At 61.6% G+C, this 16,803-nt stretch carries 16 protein-coding genes; 4 read left to right on the top strand and 12 right to left on the bottom strand.

Annotated elements, in window-relative coordinates; genetic code table 11:
- Positions 1–16 precede the first annotated feature (16 nt).
- From ACSMXM_RS01105 to ACSMXM_RS01075, 7 genes are all read right to left on the bottom strand, one after another.
- Entirely contained in the window at positions 17–1,657 is a 1,641-nt protein-coding gene (locus ACSMXM_RS01105) for a porin family protein (RefSeq protein WP_460313209.1), read from the bottom strand.
- 5 nt (positions 1,658–1,662) lie between these two features.
- A complete protein-coding gene (locus ACSMXM_RS01100) occupies positions 1,663–2,628 on the bottom strand; it encodes an XrtA-associated tyrosine autokinase (protein ID WP_460313207.1) in 966 nt (321 codons plus the stop codon).
- A gap of 8 nt (positions 2,629–2,636) precedes the next feature.
- Positions 2,637–4,166 (bottom strand): XrtA system polysaccharide chain length determinant, encoded by a 1,530-nt coding sequence (locus tag ACSMXM_RS01095; RefSeq protein WP_460313206.1) that lies wholly within the window; start codon positions 4,164–4,166, stop codon positions 2,637–2,639.
- A gap of 78 nt (positions 4,167–4,244) precedes the next feature.
- Positions 4,245–4,901, bottom strand: a complete 657-nt coding sequence (locus ACSMXM_RS01090; RefSeq protein ID WP_460313204.1) for an XrtA/PEP-CTERM system exopolysaccharide export protein — start codon at positions 4,899–4,901, stop codon at positions 4,245–4,247.
- A 153-nt stretch (positions 4,902–5,054) separates the two neighbouring features.
- Positions 5,055–6,284: a pyridoxal-dependent decarboxylase, exosortase A system-associated gene (locus ACSMXM_RS01085; RefSeq protein WP_460313203.1), complete on the bottom strand. Its 1,230-nt coding sequence runs from the start codon at positions 6,282–6,284 to the stop codon at positions 5,055–5,057.
- Positions 6,277–7,761 (bottom strand): acyl-CoA ligase (AMP-forming), exosortase A system-associated, encoded by a 1,485-nt coding sequence (locus ACSMXM_RS01080; protein WP_460313201.1) that lies wholly within the window; start codon positions 7,759–7,761, stop codon positions 6,277–6,279. Before ACSMXM_RS01080 ends, ACSMXM_RS01085 begins: the two co-directional genes overlap by 8 nt.
- Positions 7,761–8,396, bottom strand: a complete 636-nt coding sequence (locus ACSMXM_RS01075; RefSeq protein WP_460313199.1) for a hypothetical protein — start codon at positions 8,394–8,396, stop codon at positions 7,761–7,763. Before ACSMXM_RS01075 ends, ACSMXM_RS01080 begins: the two co-directional genes overlap by 1 nt.
- 99 nt (positions 8,397–8,495) lie before the next feature.
- Here ACSMXM_RS01075 and ACSMXM_RS01070 point away from each other — a divergent pair, with 99 nt between their 5' ends.
- Genes ACSMXM_RS01070 through ACSMXM_RS01060 form a run of 3 tightly spaced genes read left to right on the top strand, consistent with a single transcriptional unit; the run spans position 8,496 to position 10,260 of the window.
- Complete coding sequence (locus ACSMXM_RS01070) at positions 8,496–8,783, top strand: phosphopantetheine-binding protein (RefSeq protein ID WP_460313198.1); 288 nt, start codon at positions 8,496–8,498, stop codon at positions 8,781–8,783.
- Positions 8,780–9,487, top strand: coding sequence for an alpha/beta hydrolase family protein (locus tag ACSMXM_RS01065; protein ID WP_460313196.1), 708 nt, complete (start codon positions 8,780–8,782; stop codon positions 9,485–9,487). Before ACSMXM_RS01070 ends, ACSMXM_RS01065 begins: the two co-directional genes overlap by 4 nt.
- Positions 9,484–10,260 (top strand): hydrolase 1, exosortase A system-associated, encoded by a 777-nt coding sequence (locus ACSMXM_RS01060; RefSeq protein WP_460313194.1) that lies wholly within the window; start codon positions 9,484–9,486, stop codon positions 10,258–10,260. Before ACSMXM_RS01065 ends, ACSMXM_RS01060 begins: the two co-directional genes overlap by 4 nt.
- Here ACSMXM_RS01060 and ACSMXM_RS01055 read toward each other — a convergent pair.
- The 5 genes from ACSMXM_RS01055 to ACSMXM_RS01035 form a co-directional block, all read right to left on the bottom strand.
- Complete coding sequence (locus ACSMXM_RS01055) at positions 10,257–11,051, bottom strand: SDR family NAD(P)-dependent oxidoreductase (protein WP_460313192.1); 795 nt, start codon at positions 11,049–11,051, stop codon at positions 10,257–10,259. The two genes, ACSMXM_RS01060 and ACSMXM_RS01055, sit on opposite strands and share 4 nt — an antisense overlap.
- 13 nt (positions 11,052–11,064) lie before the next feature.
- A complete protein-coding gene (locus ACSMXM_RS01050; protein ID WP_460313190.1) occupies positions 11,065–12,240 on the bottom strand; it encodes a zinc-dependent alcohol dehydrogenase in 1,176 nt (391 codons plus the stop codon).
- A 4-nt stretch (positions 12,241–12,244) separates the two neighbouring features.
- Positions 12,245–12,889, bottom strand: a complete 645-nt coding sequence (locus ACSMXM_RS01045) for an SRPBCC family protein (protein WP_460313188.1) — start codon at positions 12,887–12,889, stop codon at positions 12,245–12,247.
- Between the two features lie 109 nt (positions 12,890–12,998).
- The gene (locus ACSMXM_RS01040; RefSeq protein WP_460313186.1) at positions 12,999–14,333 is read right to left on the bottom strand and encodes a glycoside hydrolase family 130 protein; all 1,335 of its coding nucleotides are present in this window, start codon (positions 14,331–14,333) and stop codon (positions 12,999–13,001) included.
- A complete protein-coding gene (locus ACSMXM_RS01035; RefSeq protein ID WP_460313184.1) occupies positions 14,320–15,303 on the bottom strand; it encodes a hypothetical protein in 984 nt (327 codons plus the stop codon). The genes ACSMXM_RS01040 and ACSMXM_RS01035 overlap by 14 nt, the downstream gene beginning before the upstream one ends.
- Positions 15,304–15,523: 220 nt before the next feature.
- Here ACSMXM_RS01035 and ACSMXM_RS01030 point away from each other — a divergent pair, with 220 nt between their 5' ends.
- A complete protein-coding gene (locus ACSMXM_RS01030) occupies positions 15,524–16,786 on the top strand; it encodes a glycosyltransferase family 4 protein (RefSeq protein WP_460313182.1) in 1,263 nt (420 codons plus the stop codon).
- Positions 16,787–16,803: the final 17 nt, after the last annotated feature.

Genomic DNA, 16,803 nt, shown 5'->3' with positions numbered 1-16,803 from the left:
CCTTCGCCCCTCACATTCAGAACCTGTAATTGATTCCGACAGAGGCATTGTAATTACTATCATTATTCCCGAACCCGCCGCTCGACAGGCGGAATGTGGCGTTGCCGCGCGCGATCAGGGAAAGCGACTGGCCGAGATCCTTTGAATAAGAGACTGTGCCGCCCAACAGATTGTCGCTGCGGCCATTGCTTAGCGCGAATTCAGAGCGGGTGTAGGTAAGGCCGCCCTGCACCGATTCCTCGTCCGACAAATCATAACCCGCGAAGATACGCGCACCATAATTGTCATCACTGCCGCCAAAGCCCTGCATCGTCACGTCTTCTTCGCCCGCCACCTGCAATTGCTGCAAATCGACATATCCGCGGGAATAATAGAATAGCGACCCGCGCAGAAACAGGCGCTCCCCCGTGCGGTCGATGGACAGCTCGCCCCGGCGGCTTCGGAAGGTGGCGGGCAGCACAGCCTGCGTCGCATCGAAGACACAGCCGCCGGTGATCGGATCGACGCCCAGGATGCACTGGTTGACCGGCTGCTGAGAATTGATGTTCGTGACGTTGACGAGTTGGCCGTCAATGCTTTGCGTCAACAGCCGTCCAAAGCTGGAAAGACCCTGATTGAAACGCCCGCTGACAACCGTCCGTGGCCCCAATTGGTAGTTCAGGAAAGCATTGAAATTGGGATCGCCATAGCGATAGCCGCCCTCGAAACTGAGCTCCATTCGCGAATTCGGCACGTAGCGGAAACCGGCGGTTCCAAACGGCCCCGTCCTTTCGAACGCAGTGCGTCTCGGCTCGGCGGGATCGGCGACGAACTCGCCATCCTCCCCGACGACTGGCAAGCCTGTGTCCGGGTCGAACAGGATCGACTGCTGCGTATTGCTGATATCCTCGTAGCCGCCCTGGAAGGTCAGGCTGAGCTTACGGTCCACCTGATAGGTGGCGAGCGCGCTGCCGCTATAGGCGGTGTATCTTTGATCGAGCTGCTCGATGTCTTCGTGCATCCAGCTGCCGAGCGCGCGGATGCCCAGCTTGTGCCGTCCCGGCGTGCTGCCGATGCTGCCATTGGCGCTTTGCGAAACGGAGTCGGTCAGGCCGCGCGCCGCGTTGGTCCGGCCGTCGAGACCGATATTGCCGGGAAGGATGGCACGGCCATCGATGCCATCGACGGTGGTGTATCCCAGCCGATAACTGGCCGCCAGATCATAGTCGCTGCCGAACTGTTCGATCAGGCTTGGCTCGATATAGCCGGCATAGGCCTGCACGCGATTGCCGTTCGATGCGTCCGGATCACCGCCGACGAAGCCGCGCAGGTCACGGTCATATTGCTGGGCTGTGCCGCCCACGGTCAGAAAGACGTGATCGTCCAGCACTTCGCCGATGATGTTGGCATTGCCGTTGACGCGGTAATTGCGATTGATATCGCCGAATTCCTCGAAACGGCGAGCCACTACAGCATTCAGGGAGCCGTTGACGCGGCGGGTCTGAATGTCCGCGTTGCCCCCGACGCTGGTCTCGATCCAGCCCGCGGTGCCGGATCCGAGATTATTGTTGGTGCTGATCACCTGCCGCACCTGTCCAAAGCCGCTAAGATCCACCTCCGCATGAAGCGGCGATGCGGCGAGCACGAGAACGGCCCCGATGGCGGTGGAGGTGCGCATACCTGTCAGGTTCCGTATCCATAATAGGTGCCGAAGCGGCGACCGATACCGGCATAACGGGCCTTGTTCAAAAGCAGCGAGACGTTGTCGCACACGGACATCATCTGCAAACCGTCACGCAATTCCGCGTCGCGCGTCGTTTCCGCCTCTACCACGAACAGTACCTGGCCCACGTGAAGCGCAAGCACCGATGCCGCGGAGGATGCGAGGCACGGCGGCGAATCGAAAATCACGATACGGTCGGAATAGCGGCGCGCGATCTCGTCGATCATGCCGCCCATACGCTCGGATGCGAGAAGCTCCGTCGTCAGATTATGCTGGCGTCCTGCCGGCAGGACCGAGAAATTCTCGATATTCGTCTTGATCAAGCAATCGCTGAGTTCGATTGACGGATCGGCAACCACGTCGATCAGGCCCTTGCCGCCCTCCAGCCCAAGCGTTGAGAGAATCTCGGGCTTGGCGAAATCCGCGTCGACCAGAAGAACCGTCAAATCGCGTTCCGACGCGATGGATAGGGCGAGATTGGTCGCGCAGAACGTCTTGCCCTCATTCGGCTGCGAAGAGCAGACAAGGATCAAATTGCCGTTTTCAATGTGGCGGTCGCCCTCCGCCATGGCATTGATCAGCAGCTGCCGCTTGACGATGCGGAATTCCTCCGCCGTCGCCGTGGCCGGGCTGTCTGGAACGACATAGCCCAAATCGCGCAGCGCTGCGAGGTCGATATGCCCCTGACGACTGGTCTTCGGCTCTTCCTCGACCGCGTCCATGACGGGCGGCGCGCCGGCGGGCAGATCCGCATGCTCCGTTTCCGCGACGCCGCGGGAGTCCACCCGGGAGTCGACACCAGGCTGCCGGGACAATGGTTGGCTTTCACGCGATACTATCGGCGTAGAAGGCCCGCCGCCCAACTCCGCAGCGGCTCTTTCCAGCAGGGAAGCACGCCGCTTTTTCTTGTCATCATCTTCGCTCATGGCGATTCCTAAATCAGTTCATAGAGCAGCAGGGCACCGTAAATCGCCGCCAATCCAAGGGAAAGGACGGTGAAACCGGCAAGCCGCAGGCGATTTTGTGCACGGTCCTGTTCGCTGACGATCTCGCTGACAGAGCCGAGAACGGCAACGTCATACTGACCCTCCAGCTGACCTGCGGTTACGAAGCTTGCTCTCAGCTGGCTCGCCAGGAAGGCGAGGGCTAGGCCTGCGCCGACCGCCACGATGAACACCACCGAAAGCAGCAACGGACGATTGGGAGCCACCGGCTGGCGCGGCTGCGATGGCGGATCCACAACGCTGAAGCGGACCTGCTGCGTCTGCGTCTGCACGTCGGATTGCAGGCGAATTTCCTCGCGGCTGCGCAACAGCGCTTCGTATTGGCTCCGAAGCACGCCATAATCGCGATTGAGCTTCGACTGCTCTGCCGCGATGCCCGGCTGCTCCTGTTGCTTGGTTTCCAGGTCATTGATGGCAGAACGCAGCCGGTTCGCGCGGGCAGACAAGGCCGCGACGGCGGACTGCTGGGTAAAGACCATCGAGCGAAGGTTCACGTAAACCGGGTTCGATGCAGCGGCGCTCCTATTGCCGCCTTCTCTCGCCAATTCAGCTTCTTCCTCGGCCGCCTGCTCTTCCAGCCGGGCCAGTTGACGCTGGGCGAGAATCACGTCCGGATGGGTATCGAGACGACCGCTTGCCCGAAGATCGCTGATTTCCTGTTCCATGGCGTTGGCGCGCTGGCGTGCAGGGGTCTGCATACCCGAACTCATGAAGCGACTGCTACCACTGCCCGGCTGGTCCACGGTTGGCGATGTACCGCCGATTTGTCCGCGCAGCGCTGCAAGACTGCTATTCGCCTGCGCAAGCTCAAGCTCAACGCTTTCCAGTTCAGAGCGCGCCTGGCTGAGCCGCGAGGCGATGTTTCCCTCGCCTGGCAGACGGCCGAGATAGGTTTCCTCAAACTCGGCACGGCGCCTTTCAGCCGCCTCAAGCTCGCGTTCCCGCTGGGCCAGCTGGTCCTCGAAGAACCGGATGGCCTCATTGATATCGTCACGATCCGCGGTGACGTTCTCTTCCATGAAGATTTGCAGCAGATTGTCGACGACGTTGCGCGCAATGTCGGCATTTTCCTGGTCGGTGCGATCCGGGTCGGAGGAACTGTAGGAGATCGTGAACAGATTACCCGACTGACTGCCGACCGTGATGTTGTCCGACAGGGTGGCAATAGCCGCGTCGATCTGGGCCTCGTCCTCCAGCCCGATATCGAGCTCGGTCCGCCGCAGCACTTTTTCGAGGTTCAGCCGGCTCGTCAGGGTCTGACGAACGATGTCGACACCCCTCGCACCGCCCGTGGCCCCCATCTCCCGCTGGATGAGAGAGCTGCTCTCCACCAGGATACGGGCGGAGGAGGCGTAGGTGTCGGGAATCGTCGCAACGAAAGCCCAGCCGCCCAGACACACGATCCACGCCAGGACCAGCGCCAGCCAGCGCTTGCGCCACACCCCGTAAAGTGTGGTCATCAATTCTTCTTGAAGGCTTCTCATCAGGGTTTGGCCGATTCCTATCCGGGGACTTCAGTGCAGACAAAAAAGCCTCTCTTAGAGGAAGCTCTCCGGAATGATGATAACATCGCCAGGCTGAATGGCGACGTTCGCGCTGGTATCGCCATCCTTCAAAAGGCTTTCGATGCGAAGCCTGTATTCATTCTGTTCGCCGGTTTCCGGGTCAATCCGGACCAGACGCGCGCCGTCGCCGTTCGCGAATTCCGTCAGCCCACCGACCTGTACCATGACGTCCAGCAATGTGAGCTTGTTGCGGTACGGAAGCGCGGAGGGGCGAGTCGCCTCTCCCACGATGCGAACCTGCTTTGAGAGAGGACCCTGGAAGCCGGTGACAATCACCTGAACGATGGGATCGGCAATGTACGTTCCCAGCTTCTCTTCGATTTCCGTCGCCAAAGCAGCGGGGGTCTTGCCGGTCACGTTCAGGTCGTCGATCAGCGGCGTCGTAATGCGTCCGTCGGGCCGTACGGTCACGCTGGTGGACAGTTCCGGGTTACGCCACACGAAGATCTGCAACGTGTCGAGCGGGCCGATAACATAATCCTGCGCCGGCTCGGTCTCGTTAACGCTCGACATTTTTGCGGAAGGAAGTTCCGGCAGGCCGGAATTGCTGGCGCCGCACGCCGCAACGGCTGCCGCGCAGGCGCCGGTAAACAAGGTCCGCAAAACGGGCTGAAGGACGAGCTTATTCATTGAGCGATGATCCCTTTTATATCCAACACGTGGCGGTCGTATCACCGCCTTATAACAAGAACGCCTTAACCAGGCATTATTCCGACGTTCTAATATTTGTCGGCGCTTATAAGGAACTCTTTGGGGCATGGGAACGCCCGACGCGGCGATCGGCTAGACAAGCAGTTCCATCGCCGCGGGATGGCCAAGAAACCTTTCCGGACTGGCCGAGCGGCCATAGGCACCGGCCATGAAAATCCCGATCAGGGCGCCGATTTCCGTTTCCGGCAGATCGACCTTATCGCCCAGACGGTCGAGCGGCGTGCACAGGCACCCCACGACATTGACATTCTCAATGCCGGGCGCGGAAAACTTCCCGGCATTCGTGAGCGGATAATTGCGCCGGACGACCGTGCCGAAATTACCGGATGCGGCAAGCTGATGGTGCAGCCCGCCGTCCACGATCAGATATGTCTGCCCGCCGGAAACTTTCCGGTCCACGACCCGCGTAAGATAAACACCTGAATTTCCAACGATATAGCGGCCCAACTCGAGAATGAACCGGGTGTCTCGCAAAATGGCGGGCCGGACATCCAGCGTTTCGCCCAATGCCTGGCCTATGCTGACGATGTCCAAAGGCTCGTCGCCAGGAAAGTAGGGAAGGCCGAAGCCCCCGCCTATGTTGGCGGTGGGCGTGGGACCCGGCGCCTCGGCGGCAAGGTCGGCCACCAGCGCAACCGTTTGCCGCTGCGCCTCTATAATGGCGTCGGGTTTCAGGTTCTGCGAACCGGCAAAGACGTGGAAGCCGCGGAAATCGACCCCCGCCTGCCCGATTCGCTGCAGCAGCCCAGGCACCTGATCGACATCGATGCCGAATGGCTTTGCGCCGCCGCCCATCCGCATTCCCGATCCCTTCAGGTCAAAGGTCGGGTTGATTCGCAGCGCCGCGCGCAAGGGCGCGCCGACGCGCTCCGCAATGCGGATACCGCGTTCCAGCTCATTCGCCGATTCGATGTTCAGCGTCACGCCGGCGCGAATTGCGGCCTCCAGCTCCCGGTCGCGCTTTCCCGGCCCTGCAAAACTGATATCGGCAACATCGCACCCGCTGGCGAGCGCGATTTCAAGTTCGCCCGCCGAGGCGATGTCCAGCCCATCCACCTGGGCTGCGATATGGTCCACGACCGGCTGATAGGGATTTGCCTTCACCGCATAATGCAGTTCCAAATCCGCAGGCATCGCCGCGCGGAGAGCAGCAATCTGCCGGTCGATCACGGCGCGGTCATAGACGAACAACGGCGTATCGCCCGCACGCTCCACGAGGGCGGAGGCGCGATCCCCCCCGATCAGCAGTTCGCCATCCTCGGCTGCGGAAAACAGACCGGCGATGCGGGGATCGTCATGCATGGCGGGTCAGGTCCTTCTTCAGCGCCGCGCGGTCGATCTTGCCATTGGGCGAACGCGGCAGCTGCGCTTCCCACAGCAGAACTTTAGGTTGCATGAAGGCAGGCAGCGTCTTCGCCAGCGCCTGCCGAAACGCCTCCTCATTCTTGTCGCCGGAGGGAACCACATAAAGGAGGATCGCCTGCCCCAGACGCTCATCCGCTATGCCAAAGGCCGCCGCCTCCGATATGAAGCCTGTCGCCTGCGCCGCCTCCTCGATTTCACCGGGACTGACGCGGTTGCCGCTGGTCTTGATCATGTCGTCGGCGCGCGCTTCGAAATAGAGGAGGCCGTCAGTGCCCCGCCTCATGCGGTCGCCGGACCACACCGCCTTGCCGCCATAGCGGGAGAAGGACGGCGCCGGACGAAAGCGTTGCGCCGTCCGCTCCTCATCCTGCCAATAGCCCTGCGCCACCAGTGGACCGCAATGGACAAGCTCACCCGCCTCATCCGGCTCGCATTCGGTTCCGTCGGGCCGCAGCACGAACAGCTCCGCATTGGGAATGGCGCGGCCAATGGAGTTCGGCTTTTCAAGCGCCAGCGCGGGGTCGAGATAGGCGGACCGAAACGCCTCCGTCAGGCCGTACATCAGGAACAGTCGTGCGGCGGGGAACCGGGCAGAGAAGGCGCGCGTCAACCGCTCCGGCATGTGCCCGCCTGTATTCGTCAGGGTGCGCACGCTGCCGCCGACGCCGCTCCAGTCCAGTTCATCCAATTGCATCCACAGCGGCGGTATGCCCGGCAACTGCGTGATCCGCTCTCTCTCCACCCAACGCACGACGTCCTTTGGCAGCAGATAATCGAGCAGTACTGCGGTCGCACCCTGCCGGAACGCCGTCAGAACCTGATTGAGGCCGTAATCGAAGCTGATCGGCAAAACGCCGAGGATGCGGTCGCTTTTGTCGGTTCCCAGATAAGCCGCAACGCTTTCCGCCCCCAGGCAAAGGTTCGCGTGGGACAGCATCACGCCCTTGGGCCGTCCGGTGCTGCCCGATGTATAGAGGATCATGGCAAGATCATCCGGCCCGCGCGGGACGGCGGGGACACCTGCGACAGCTGCTGTTGTCAGGGCAGGCCAGTCATCCTCGAACGACAGAATCGTGGCGTCGACCGCGATAGACGCGACGCGGGCGCGGTTGCCCAGCAGCATGATAGCGCCGCTGTCGCGCAGGATATGCTCCGCCTGCGCCTGCTTCAGGGCCGGGTTGATCGGAATTGCGATACCGCCTGCGCGCATGATGGCAAGCAGGCTGACGATGGTTTCCACGGTCTTTGGCGCCCACACACAGGCGCGGTCGCCGGGCCGCAGGTTCCGGGATTGCAGCGCGGCGGCGACGTGCGCCACCTGCTCCTCCAGGTCTCCATAGGAAAGCCGACCGCCCTTTGTGACAAGGGCCTCTTGTGCCAGGTCATGCCCCAGGTGCAGTTCATCGACGCGCATCAGGCGGGCAGCTTCAGCGGAACCGTCGTGCGCCCGCCCGTCAGCTTCGGACGACCCCGGGTGGCGATCTGCAGATTTCCCAGCGTGGCAAAGGCGGCCGTGCCCAGTTCGATTGCGCCCATCCGCCGGTGCGGCCCCAGCGAGCCCAGATTATAGTCCGCGATCCGACTGACCGACCAGTCGAGATCCCTGTCCGCCAGCCATGCCGCAGTGCCGGCCCACAAGGCCGCGAAGGCGCGCGACAGACGCTGCGACGGCTCGACCCACAGACCCGTATCCCATGCGCACCCGGCGGGCGGCACCCATCTGGCGCGAACCTCGTCCTCATCGAATGCCCTGTCGGTCAGCCAGGTTATGCCCACAACAGCCCCTCCTCTCCGCGCAATAAGGGGGGTCATACCCTGTCCGGTGCGCCACGCCCGCGCCTCTGGCCCCACATCCGCGAGCGCTGCCAGTTCTGCGTCCGAGGCTGCGGATACCTCATACCCGCGCGGCATGGCGGGCATGCCGGCACGCGGCACGGCAAGCAGCCGGTATCTGTGCCAGCCAACCGCCTTCCGGCCATTTGTCGCGCGTGCTGCGGCGTAGGAAAGCGTCCCAACACTGCCCAGTCCGTTCATTGCCCTGTCCGCCATCGCCAACGCAGAATTTCCCCAACCCTTTGCCAATGATTGCACCTTCGCGCCCTGACAGTATAAGCCCGGTCCTGTCAAAGAAGCAGTCATGGGAAGAAGATGACAGCCGCACCACAGTCCGCCCTCGGCAAATCGGATGTCGAAGCCGAAGTGCGCGCCGTGTTGCGCGACGTCCTGGCACTGGATGCCAATACGGCCGCTGCCATGAACGCGGACACGCCGCTGTTCGGCGCCCTGCCCGAGCTTGATTCGATGGCGGTCGCCGGGCTGCTGACGGAACTGGAAGACCGGCTGGACATCCTGATCGACGACGATGAAGTCGATGGCGACATGTTCGAAACCTTCGGTTCGCTCTCCGCATTCATCCGGACGAAAGTCGCCGCTTGACGGCAGGCAGGCCAACGTTCCGCTTTCAGCTGGAGCGCGCCGGGTCTTTTGAAATGCCGGTGCTGCGGCGCCACCCGGCGTCACAAGCGCATGCGCCGCTGGTCGTCTTTGCTCAGCCCTTGTTCGAGGAGCATAATCGCGCACGCCGCCTGTTCGCCGACCTTGGCCGTGCGCTGGCCATGCAGGGCCTGACCAGCGCGCTGCCCGACCTGCCCCGCACCGGCGACCATGCCGATTTCGGGCCGTTCGACATGGCCGTGGCCAGGGAATCGCTTGCAGCCTTCGCATCGGCGCAGCCCGAGCCGGTCTGCTTCGTCAGTCTGCGCGGCGGCGCGCTGCTCGTCCCTGCGGCCAGCCGTCATGTCGCGCTGGCCCCCGTCATCGATGGCGGCCGCCTGCTGACCGACCTGATACGGGCGCAATCCGTCGCAACGAAAGAGGCCGGAGGCGGCGGATTTCGCCGCAGCGACGCAGACGCGCAATGGGCACAGGGACGCCATGTGCATCTGGCGGGCTATGATGTTTCTGCCGCGACGGCTTCGGAATTGTCTCGTCCGCCTGCGAACCGACCGTCCCTGACGCTTTCTATTGGCAGGGACGCAGACCTGTCGGGGCCGCCCGTATGGCGACAGGCCGATCCCGAAGCAACGCAGCATCTGGCCGAGGAAGCCGCCTCCCGCATCGCGAAGTGGCTTGCCGGATGACCCCTATCGACTTCCCCTGCGCGGGCGAGACCCTGTTCGGCACACTGCACGAGGGGGTACACTCAAATGGGCTGATCATCGTGACGGGCGGCACGCAAGTGCGCGCCGGGCCTCAGCGGCTGTTTGCCAGGCTGGGTCAAGATCTGTCCGCATCGGGGTTCCCGGTCCTGCGCTTTGACCGGCGCGGCGTCGGCGACAGCGGCGGCGGCGACCCAGGCTTTCTGGCCTCGTCGCAAGATATAGAGGCCGCGGCGACCGCCCTGCGGCAGCGGCAGCCGAGTGTTTCGCGCATTTTTGGGCTCGGTCTTTGCGATGGCGCCACCGCCCTCACGCTCTCGCCGGGACCGGTCGCCGAATTGATCCTGCTGAACCCGTGGATCATCGACGAGGAAGGGCCGCCCCCTGCGGCGGCAGTTACCGCCCATTACCGGCGCCGCCTTCTTCAGCCCGCCGCATGGCGCCGCATCATTACGGGTCGTGCCAACCCCTTGGCAGCGCTGAAGGGACTTTTTAATGCAGCCGCCCCCTCCTCCGCCGGGGATCTGGAGCTTCGCGTGGTCGCGGCGCTTTCAGCGCATGCAACGCCCGCATACCTGTTGCTGTCCTCTCGTGATCGAACAGCTGACGTATTTCGGCCCGTCGCGAAGCGCTTGTCCGCGCGTTTTGCGACAATCAACCAGATAGAGGCGGACCACGCCTTTTCCCACCCTGACAGCTATGCTGCCCTGCTGTCGGCGGTCGCCAATATTCTTTTCGATGTCGGACGCGATTAGAGTTTCTCAGCGTCCTTTTTCGGCTCCGCCATCTGGCGGTGCATTTGGGCGAGGATATTGTCAGGCAGGATGTTGGAAAACAGCGACTGAACCTTGTTCATGAAACTGCCCGCGACCACACCCGCTTCACCCGCCATCATGGCGCGATAGCCGTCCGCCGCGACGTCGGTGGGATCGTCCTTTTTCTCGTCCTGTCCGACAGACGTATCCAGCATGTCCGCGCGTTCGAAAAATTCGGTGTCGGTCGGTCCCGGCATCAGACAGGTCACAGTGACCCCGCTATCCTTCAGCTCGTTTCTCAGACCTTGGGCAAAGCTGTCCACAAACGCCTTCGATGCATTGTAGACGAGGTTGAAGGATCCCGGAATGTCATCGGCTATGGACCCCGTGATGAGAATACGCCCTTCGCCGCGGGCGCGCATTCGCCGCCCGACAGCGTGGATCAGGGAGATCGTGCCTGTCACATTCAGGTCGACGACGTCCTTTGCGCGGTGGAAATCCTGGTCCAGAAATGCACCACCCGCGCCGATCCCGGCATTTGCCATCAGCAACGCCACGGGCCGATTGCCTATGCAGTCGAGCAGCTTGTCGACACCTGCCTCTGTCCCCAGATCGGCCCGCACACCCTTCACCTCAACGCCGAAGACACCGAAATCATGTCGGCGATCATTGATCTCGGCTTCATCGGAGGCGATTATCAAATCATAACCGTCGCCTGCGGCGATTTTCGCCAGTTCGTAGCCGATACCGGTTGAGGCACCGGTGATGACGGCGAGTGAGCGGGCTGCCATTAAATGATGTCTCCTAGATTCCGGGTTTCAGAACGACTTTCGTCCACTCATTCTGATTATTCTTGAACTGATCATACCCGCGGGGGGCTTCCTCCAACGGCAAACGATGGCTGATCAGCCAAGTCGTGTCGATTTCCCCGGCCTGAATCTTCTCCATCAGAGGCTGCAGATAGCGTTGCACATGTGTCTGGCCGGTTTTCAGGGTCAGACCCTTTTCCATGAAGGCGCCCAGCGGGAATTTATCGGTCATGCCCCCATAAACACCGGGCATCGACACGCGGCCGCCCTTGCGAACCGCGAGGATCGCCTGCTTCAGTGCCGATGCGCGGTCGGCGCCGATGCCGATTTTCTGCTTGGCGACGTCCATCATATTATCGACGGCGAACCCGTGTGCTTCCATGCCGACGGCGTCGATAACGGCATCGGGACCGATACCGCCCGTCATTTCCATCAGTGCTTCGCGAACGTCGGTGCGGCGGAAATCGATAATGTCCGCACCGATCTGCTTGGCGAGTTGAAGGCGCTGGGGATGATGGTCGATGGAAATGACCCGTTCCGCCCCCATCAGCAGCGCCGATTGAGCGGCAAACAAGCCTACCGGACCACAGCCCCACACAGCGACCGTATCGCCGGGTTCTATGTCGGCATTTTCGGCGCCCATCCATCCCGTCGGCAGGATGTCGGACAGGAACAGGGCCTGATCATCCTCCATGCCGTCGGGCACGACGATCGGCCCAACGTCGGAAAAAGGCACCCGCACATATTCCGCCTGACCACCGGAATAGCCCCCTGTCATATGGGAATAACCGAATATGCCGCACATCGCCTTTCCGTACAGCGTTTCCGACATGTCCTGTTTTTCGGCGGGGTTGGTATTGTCGCAGGCCGAATATTGCTCCTTGTCGCAAAAGAAGCAGCAGCCGCAGGCAATCGTAAACGGCACCACCACCCGCTGGCCTTTTTCCAGCGTGCTCTTGGGGCCGGTCTCCACCACCTCTCCCATGAATTCGTGGCCCAGAATGTCGCCCGATTTCATCGAGGGAATCACACCATCATATAGGTGCAGATCGCTGCCGCAGATCGCGGTCGACGTCACCTTGATGATCGCATCTTTGGGATTGATGATTTCGGGATCCGGAACCGTATCGACGCGAACATCGTGGGTTCCATGCCAAGCTAGTGCGCGCATGGGTTCAGCCTTCCTTTTCGCTTGTATGGGCGGAGGTGGCGATCTCGCCGGTTTCCATCAGCATCTTGAACCGTTTCAGGTCGTGCCGTGCCTGCACCTGGGGTTCGCGGCGAAACAGCTTCGCCGCCATGCGCCCCACCTCCCCGCCCGGTGGCTTCCACGCCACGACCAACTCGACATGGGTGCCGCGATCACCAGGGGCCTCCCTGAACGTTACGCGGCCTTCTGTATCGATGTCGGATCCGTCGACAGAGCGCCACGCGATGATCTCGTTCTCGGTTTCCTCGGCTATGCTCGTCTCAACATCCACGGTGCGACCGCCAGGCGCCGCTATGGTCCAGACGGCGCGATCGGGGCCGGTGGGCCGAACGGACTCAAGATTTTCCATGAATTTCGGCAGATTTTGAAAATCGCGCCAGAAAGCATAGAGTTCGTGACGCGGCCGCGCGATGGTCACTGTCTTGCCGGTAACTGCATAACCGCCAAAGCGACTGCGACGGGCTGTGCGCCCTGGCGCATCGTCGTGGGGATGCCGCATGCGCGCACGCTGGGCGAGGGATGAAGCGCCCGCCAAGCCGCCAGCAATGCCCACAACCGCGCCCAAGGCGATGAGCAGGCCCTTTTGGTTTCGAAGGGGAGGTTTTTCCATTTCGCTGCGCTCCTGTCCTGACGGAAGCACAACCCGCGCACCCTCCGCAGAGTTCCCGCAGCAACCAAGTAAGCTATGGAATTAACTTAGGTATATATTTCCAAATTGATTAAACCGGCTGCATAAAATCGAGAAGATCATCCAGTTCGACCGCCACCGCCGACGTCACCGAATCTGCAATCGCATAGGGCAGGTAAAGCGTCCGCTGGTGGACAATACCTCCACAGCTATAGACGACATTAGGTACATAGCCTTCGCGCTCAGAGATTGTCGGCGCCACCAGCGGCCGCGCCGTTCTCTTCAAAACCTTGGACGGCGTCTTTTTGTCCAGCAGGGCGGCACCGATGGAATAATTCCTGACTGCGCCAACGCCGTGCAGCAGGACCAGCCAGCCCTCCTCTATCTCGATGGGACAACCGCAATTGCCGATCTGCACGAATTCCCAGTCATATTTCGGCTGTAAGAGCAACTCACCGCCGTTCCACGTGCGTAGATCCTCCGAATAGAGCAGCCACAGATTTTCATTATCCTGCCGGCCGATCATGGCATAACGACCGTCCAGCTTGCGCGGAAACAGACCCATGCCCTTGTTGACGGACGCATCCCCCGCCAGCGGAAACAGGCGAAAGTTCTTAAAATCGCGCGTTTCCATCATTTCCGAACGGATCGCGCGGCCACTATAGGCCGTATAGGTTCCGTAATAGAGCGGTCCGCCCTCGTCCCGCTCGAACTCCAGAAGGCGCAGGTCTTCAAGGCCATTCGACTGTGCGGGCGTGGTCGGGAATATCACCGTGGCGTCGACAGTCGGCGCCTCGTCGCAGGTCAGCATCACATCCTCCAACCCGTCCGGGTCGGCTTCGACATGATTGGCCGCGGCGATCGTGCTGTGGTCGTGCGGTTCGTCGAAGACCATGTCGCCCCCGGCGGTGATGATGCCGGTGCGAAAGCAGATTGAGGAAATATGCCCCTCCCCCACGGCGCGCAGTGACATGACGAAGCGCAAGCCGCCTTCCTCAACCTCCGACTGGTCGGGATGCGCAACGATCGACGGATTGAACAGGGCAGCGGCCTGATAACTATATTCATGACTGAAATAGGCACCGACCAGCAACTGCTCGTCAAAGGTGATCAGCATGTCGTTCAGATAAGGCTCCGCGATATTGCGGTAGCTTTTCAGGAAGAACGCCTGAACGTCGACATGGCGGTCGGCAAATCCGGTCATGACATGGGCGAGCGACCGCTTCACCTCGGCCGCGGGCATGCTGACCACGCGCGAAACGATCCGTTCGATCCTGTTCTTATCAAGCGGATTGTCGTTCCTGGGTTCAACAGCAGGACGAAACGGCCGCAGCACGACCATGGAGGGATCGGGCGTCAGCGATACCGGCAGGCGCCTGACGAAATCGGGCAGATCGGATCCGAAAGCTGTTTCAGGCTGCTTCAAAAGACCGTCCTTTATCTTGGATTTTCATGGCGAACAGGGCCTGCAGCCAGGCGAGCGTCGACTCGGCCCCCGCATTCTCGTTCATTTTTTCAGGGTGCAGGCCATCGTGGCACAGGCCAATGCCGGGCACGATCAGCGGAACGTTGAGCGCGTTGGCGCCGGTAAACCAGTCAAAGGCCTGACGCGCACGCGCCGTCCATATCTGTCGGCGTTCCGGTTCGCTGACGGCCGCCGCCAGGCACGCGTCTACCATCGCCGCGGCCTCGAGCGGCTGCTGGTCGAACCGGGCGGGCGGCGCATGCCTCTTTCCGAAGGAGGCATGCCCGACAGGGTGAAACACGCCATCCTCAATCTGCCAGTTCCACAGCGCCTCCAACGACTGCAGACCGATGGCGGTCGCCTCCGTAATGCCGAACGCCTGCCCGGCGATCAGCGCCGCCTCGCAAAGGCGGGCATTGTCATAGGACAGCTCATCCTCGAACCACTGCCAGTCGGGTTTCGCCGCATCGTGCCAGCGAGTGATCAGGCGCGTCGCCAATTGGCCGGCAATATCCCGCGCCTGCGGCCATTCCGCCGGGGTGCCCCGGATTTTTTCCAGCCCCAGCAGCAAAAATGCCCAGACGCGCGGCGACGATGAACGCGACAGAGGACCGACGGCGCGGATAAAAAGGTCTCCCGCCCAGCGATCGAGATTTGGGGCCGGGGGAAACGCGCACACCCAGCCCAAGGCCCAGACGGAGCGGGCGCCCGCGTCTGCCGCCGGTTCATCGGGCAACCACCGGCGATCATAGGACATGAAGTTGCGGAAAAGCTGCTCGTCCTCCTGAAAGGCATGGTCAAGGAACGCCGCATAAAGACGGGCGTTGCGCTGCTCCGCCGCGGAAAGCGGCCGCAGGGCCGACAGCATCGCCATGGCCATTAGGGCGCGAGCATTGTCGTCGGTACAATAGCCGTGTGCCCGATTTGGCACGTGAAAACGCGCATGCTGAAACACACCCGTATCATCAGAAAGATCAATTAGATGCTGGGAGATCGCGGACAAATCAGACATATCAGCCTTGGTTAACTTATGGACGCGCGCGAATCGTATTTGTGGACTAAGAGAAAGCGGACTTCGCGGCAATGTCCGGCGGAGGTCGATTCACCCGGGGGGATAAAAAGAACAAGTCTTTACGGAGATGGGATGCCCTATGCACGATGTACCCCCTGCTTTCAAAATCCGGCTGATCGGCAATTTCCCTCCCCGCCTTTGTGGCATCGCTACGTTTACGAAAGATGTTTTCGACTCGCTTGCCGCGTTTCCGGATTGCGAGATCGACGTTGCGGCGATGGACGACGGATTCGGCCAATCATATTCTGCGCCTGTCGATTCGATCATTCCGCAAAACGACCCGGAAGCCTATTGCCGCCTGGGTCAGCAGATCGCGCAGGAAGCAGACGTTATCCTGCTACAGCACGAATTCGGGATTTTCGGCGGCGCCGCAGGCGACCTGCTGCTGAACGCTCTTTCGGGACATGACGTGCCGCTCGTCACCACCCTGCATACGGTTCTGGATGCGCCCAATCCCGATCAGGATCGCGTTCTGCGCGCCATCTGCGCCCGCTCCAGCCGCCTGATCGTCATGTCCGTCAGGAGCGCGGACATCCTGGAGAGAATCTACGCGGTCCCCACAGAAAAAATCCGCGTCATCGCCCATGGTGTTCCAGACCGCGCGATCGTCACATCGTCCGTCGCGCGACAGCATATCGGACTGGCTGAGCGCCCCACCCTGCTGACGTTCGGGCTGTTGTCGCCGAACAAGGGACTGGAAACGATGATCGAGGCAATGCCTGCCATCCGTGCCGGACAGCCCGACGTGCAATATATCATCCTGGGGGCGACGCATCCGCATCTGGTCCGGCATGAGGGGGGCGAAGTCTATCGCTCCGGCCTTCAAAAGCGGGTCCGCGAGCTTGATCTGCAAGACACTGTGATTTTCGAGGACCGGTTCGTCGAACTGGACGAGCTTTGCAATTGGCTGACAGCGGCAGATGTCTATGTGACACCCTATCCGAATGTCGAGCAAAGCACGTCCGGCACGCTTGCTTATGCCTATGGGCTTGCCCGTGCGATCATCTCCACACCCTATTGGCATGCGGCGGAGCTGCTCGCTCATCAGCCGAAACAGCTGGTACCTTTCCGCGACAGCGGAGCGATGGCATCCGCCATTCTGAACCTGTTGGACAATGCCGAGGCGCGGCAGGCGGCGGAGCGGGACGCGTGGAAACGCAGCCGACCCTATACCTGGCCCCGCGTTGGGGCGCAGTATTTGCACCTTCTGCGCAAGGTTCACCGCCAGCAGGGTCTTTCCAACGGGCCGGGCACCACGTCGTCCATCGACATAGTGGCATCGTCACTATCCGCCATGCGGTACAGGCTGGCAGATCATTCTGCAGCGAGCCTAGCAGGCTAGCGGACCGGTGGGCTGCG

Source organism: Pacificimonas sp. ICDLI1SI03 (assembly GCF_054740865.1).
This window is presented reverse-complemented; position numbering and strand designations above follow the sequence as displayed.

What these genes read in the sequence shown, in the direction of transcription:
- ACSMXM_RS01100 (WP_460313207.1), bottom strand. Translation starts at nt 2,628, where the DNA reads ATGAGCGAAGATGATGACAAGAAAAAGCGGCGTGCTTCCCTGCTGGAA.
- ACSMXM_RS01060 (WP_460313194.1), top strand. Translation starts at nt 9,484, where the DNA reads ATGACCCCTATCGACTTCCCCTGCGCGGGCGAGACCCTGTTCGGCACA.
- ACSMXM_RS01070 (WP_460313198.1), top strand. Translation starts at nt 8,496, where the DNA reads ATGACAGCCGCACCACAGTCCGCCCTCGGCAAATCGGATGTCGAAGCC.
- ACSMXM_RS01105 (WP_460313209.1), bottom strand. Translation starts at nt 1,657, where the DNA reads ATGCGCACCTCCACCGCCATCGGGGCCGTTCTCGTGCTCGCCGCATCG.
- ACSMXM_RS01050 (WP_460313190.1), bottom strand. Translation starts at nt 12,240, where the DNA reads ATGCGCGCACTAGCTTGGCATGGAACCCACGATGTTCGCGTCGATACG.
- ACSMXM_RS01080 (WP_460313201.1), bottom strand. Translation starts at nt 7,761, where the DNA reads ATGCGCGTCGATGAACTGCACCTGGGGCATGACCTGGCACAAGAGGCC.
- ACSMXM_RS01055 (WP_460313192.1), bottom strand. Translation starts at nt 11,051, where the DNA reads ATGGCAGCCCGCTCACTCGCCGTCATCACCGGTGCCTCAACCGGTATC.
- ACSMXM_RS01030 (WP_460313182.1), top strand. Translation starts at nt 15,524, where the DNA reads ATGCACGATGTACCCCCTGCTTTCAAAATCCGGCTGATCGGCAATTTC.
- ACSMXM_RS01095 (WP_460313206.1), bottom strand. Translation starts at nt 4,166, where the DNA reads ATGACCACACTTTACGGGGTGTGGCGCAAGCGCTGGCTGGCGCTGGTC.
- ACSMXM_RS01090 (WP_460313204.1), bottom strand. Translation starts at nt 4,901, where the DNA reads ATGAATAAGCTCGTCCTTCAGCCCGTTTTGCGGACCTTGTTTACCGGC.
- ACSMXM_RS01085 (WP_460313203.1), bottom strand. Translation starts at nt 6,284, where the DNA reads ATGCATGACGATCCCCGCATCGCCGGTCTGTTTTCCGCAGCCGAGGAT.
- ACSMXM_RS01045 (WP_460313188.1), bottom strand. Translation starts at nt 12,889, where the DNA reads ATGGAAAAACCTCCCCTTCGAAACCAAAAGGGCCTGCTCATCGCCTTG.
- ACSMXM_RS01075 (WP_460313199.1), bottom strand. Translation starts at nt 8,396, where the DNA reads ATGGCGGACAGGGCAATGAACGGACTGGGCAGTGTTGGGACGCTTTCC.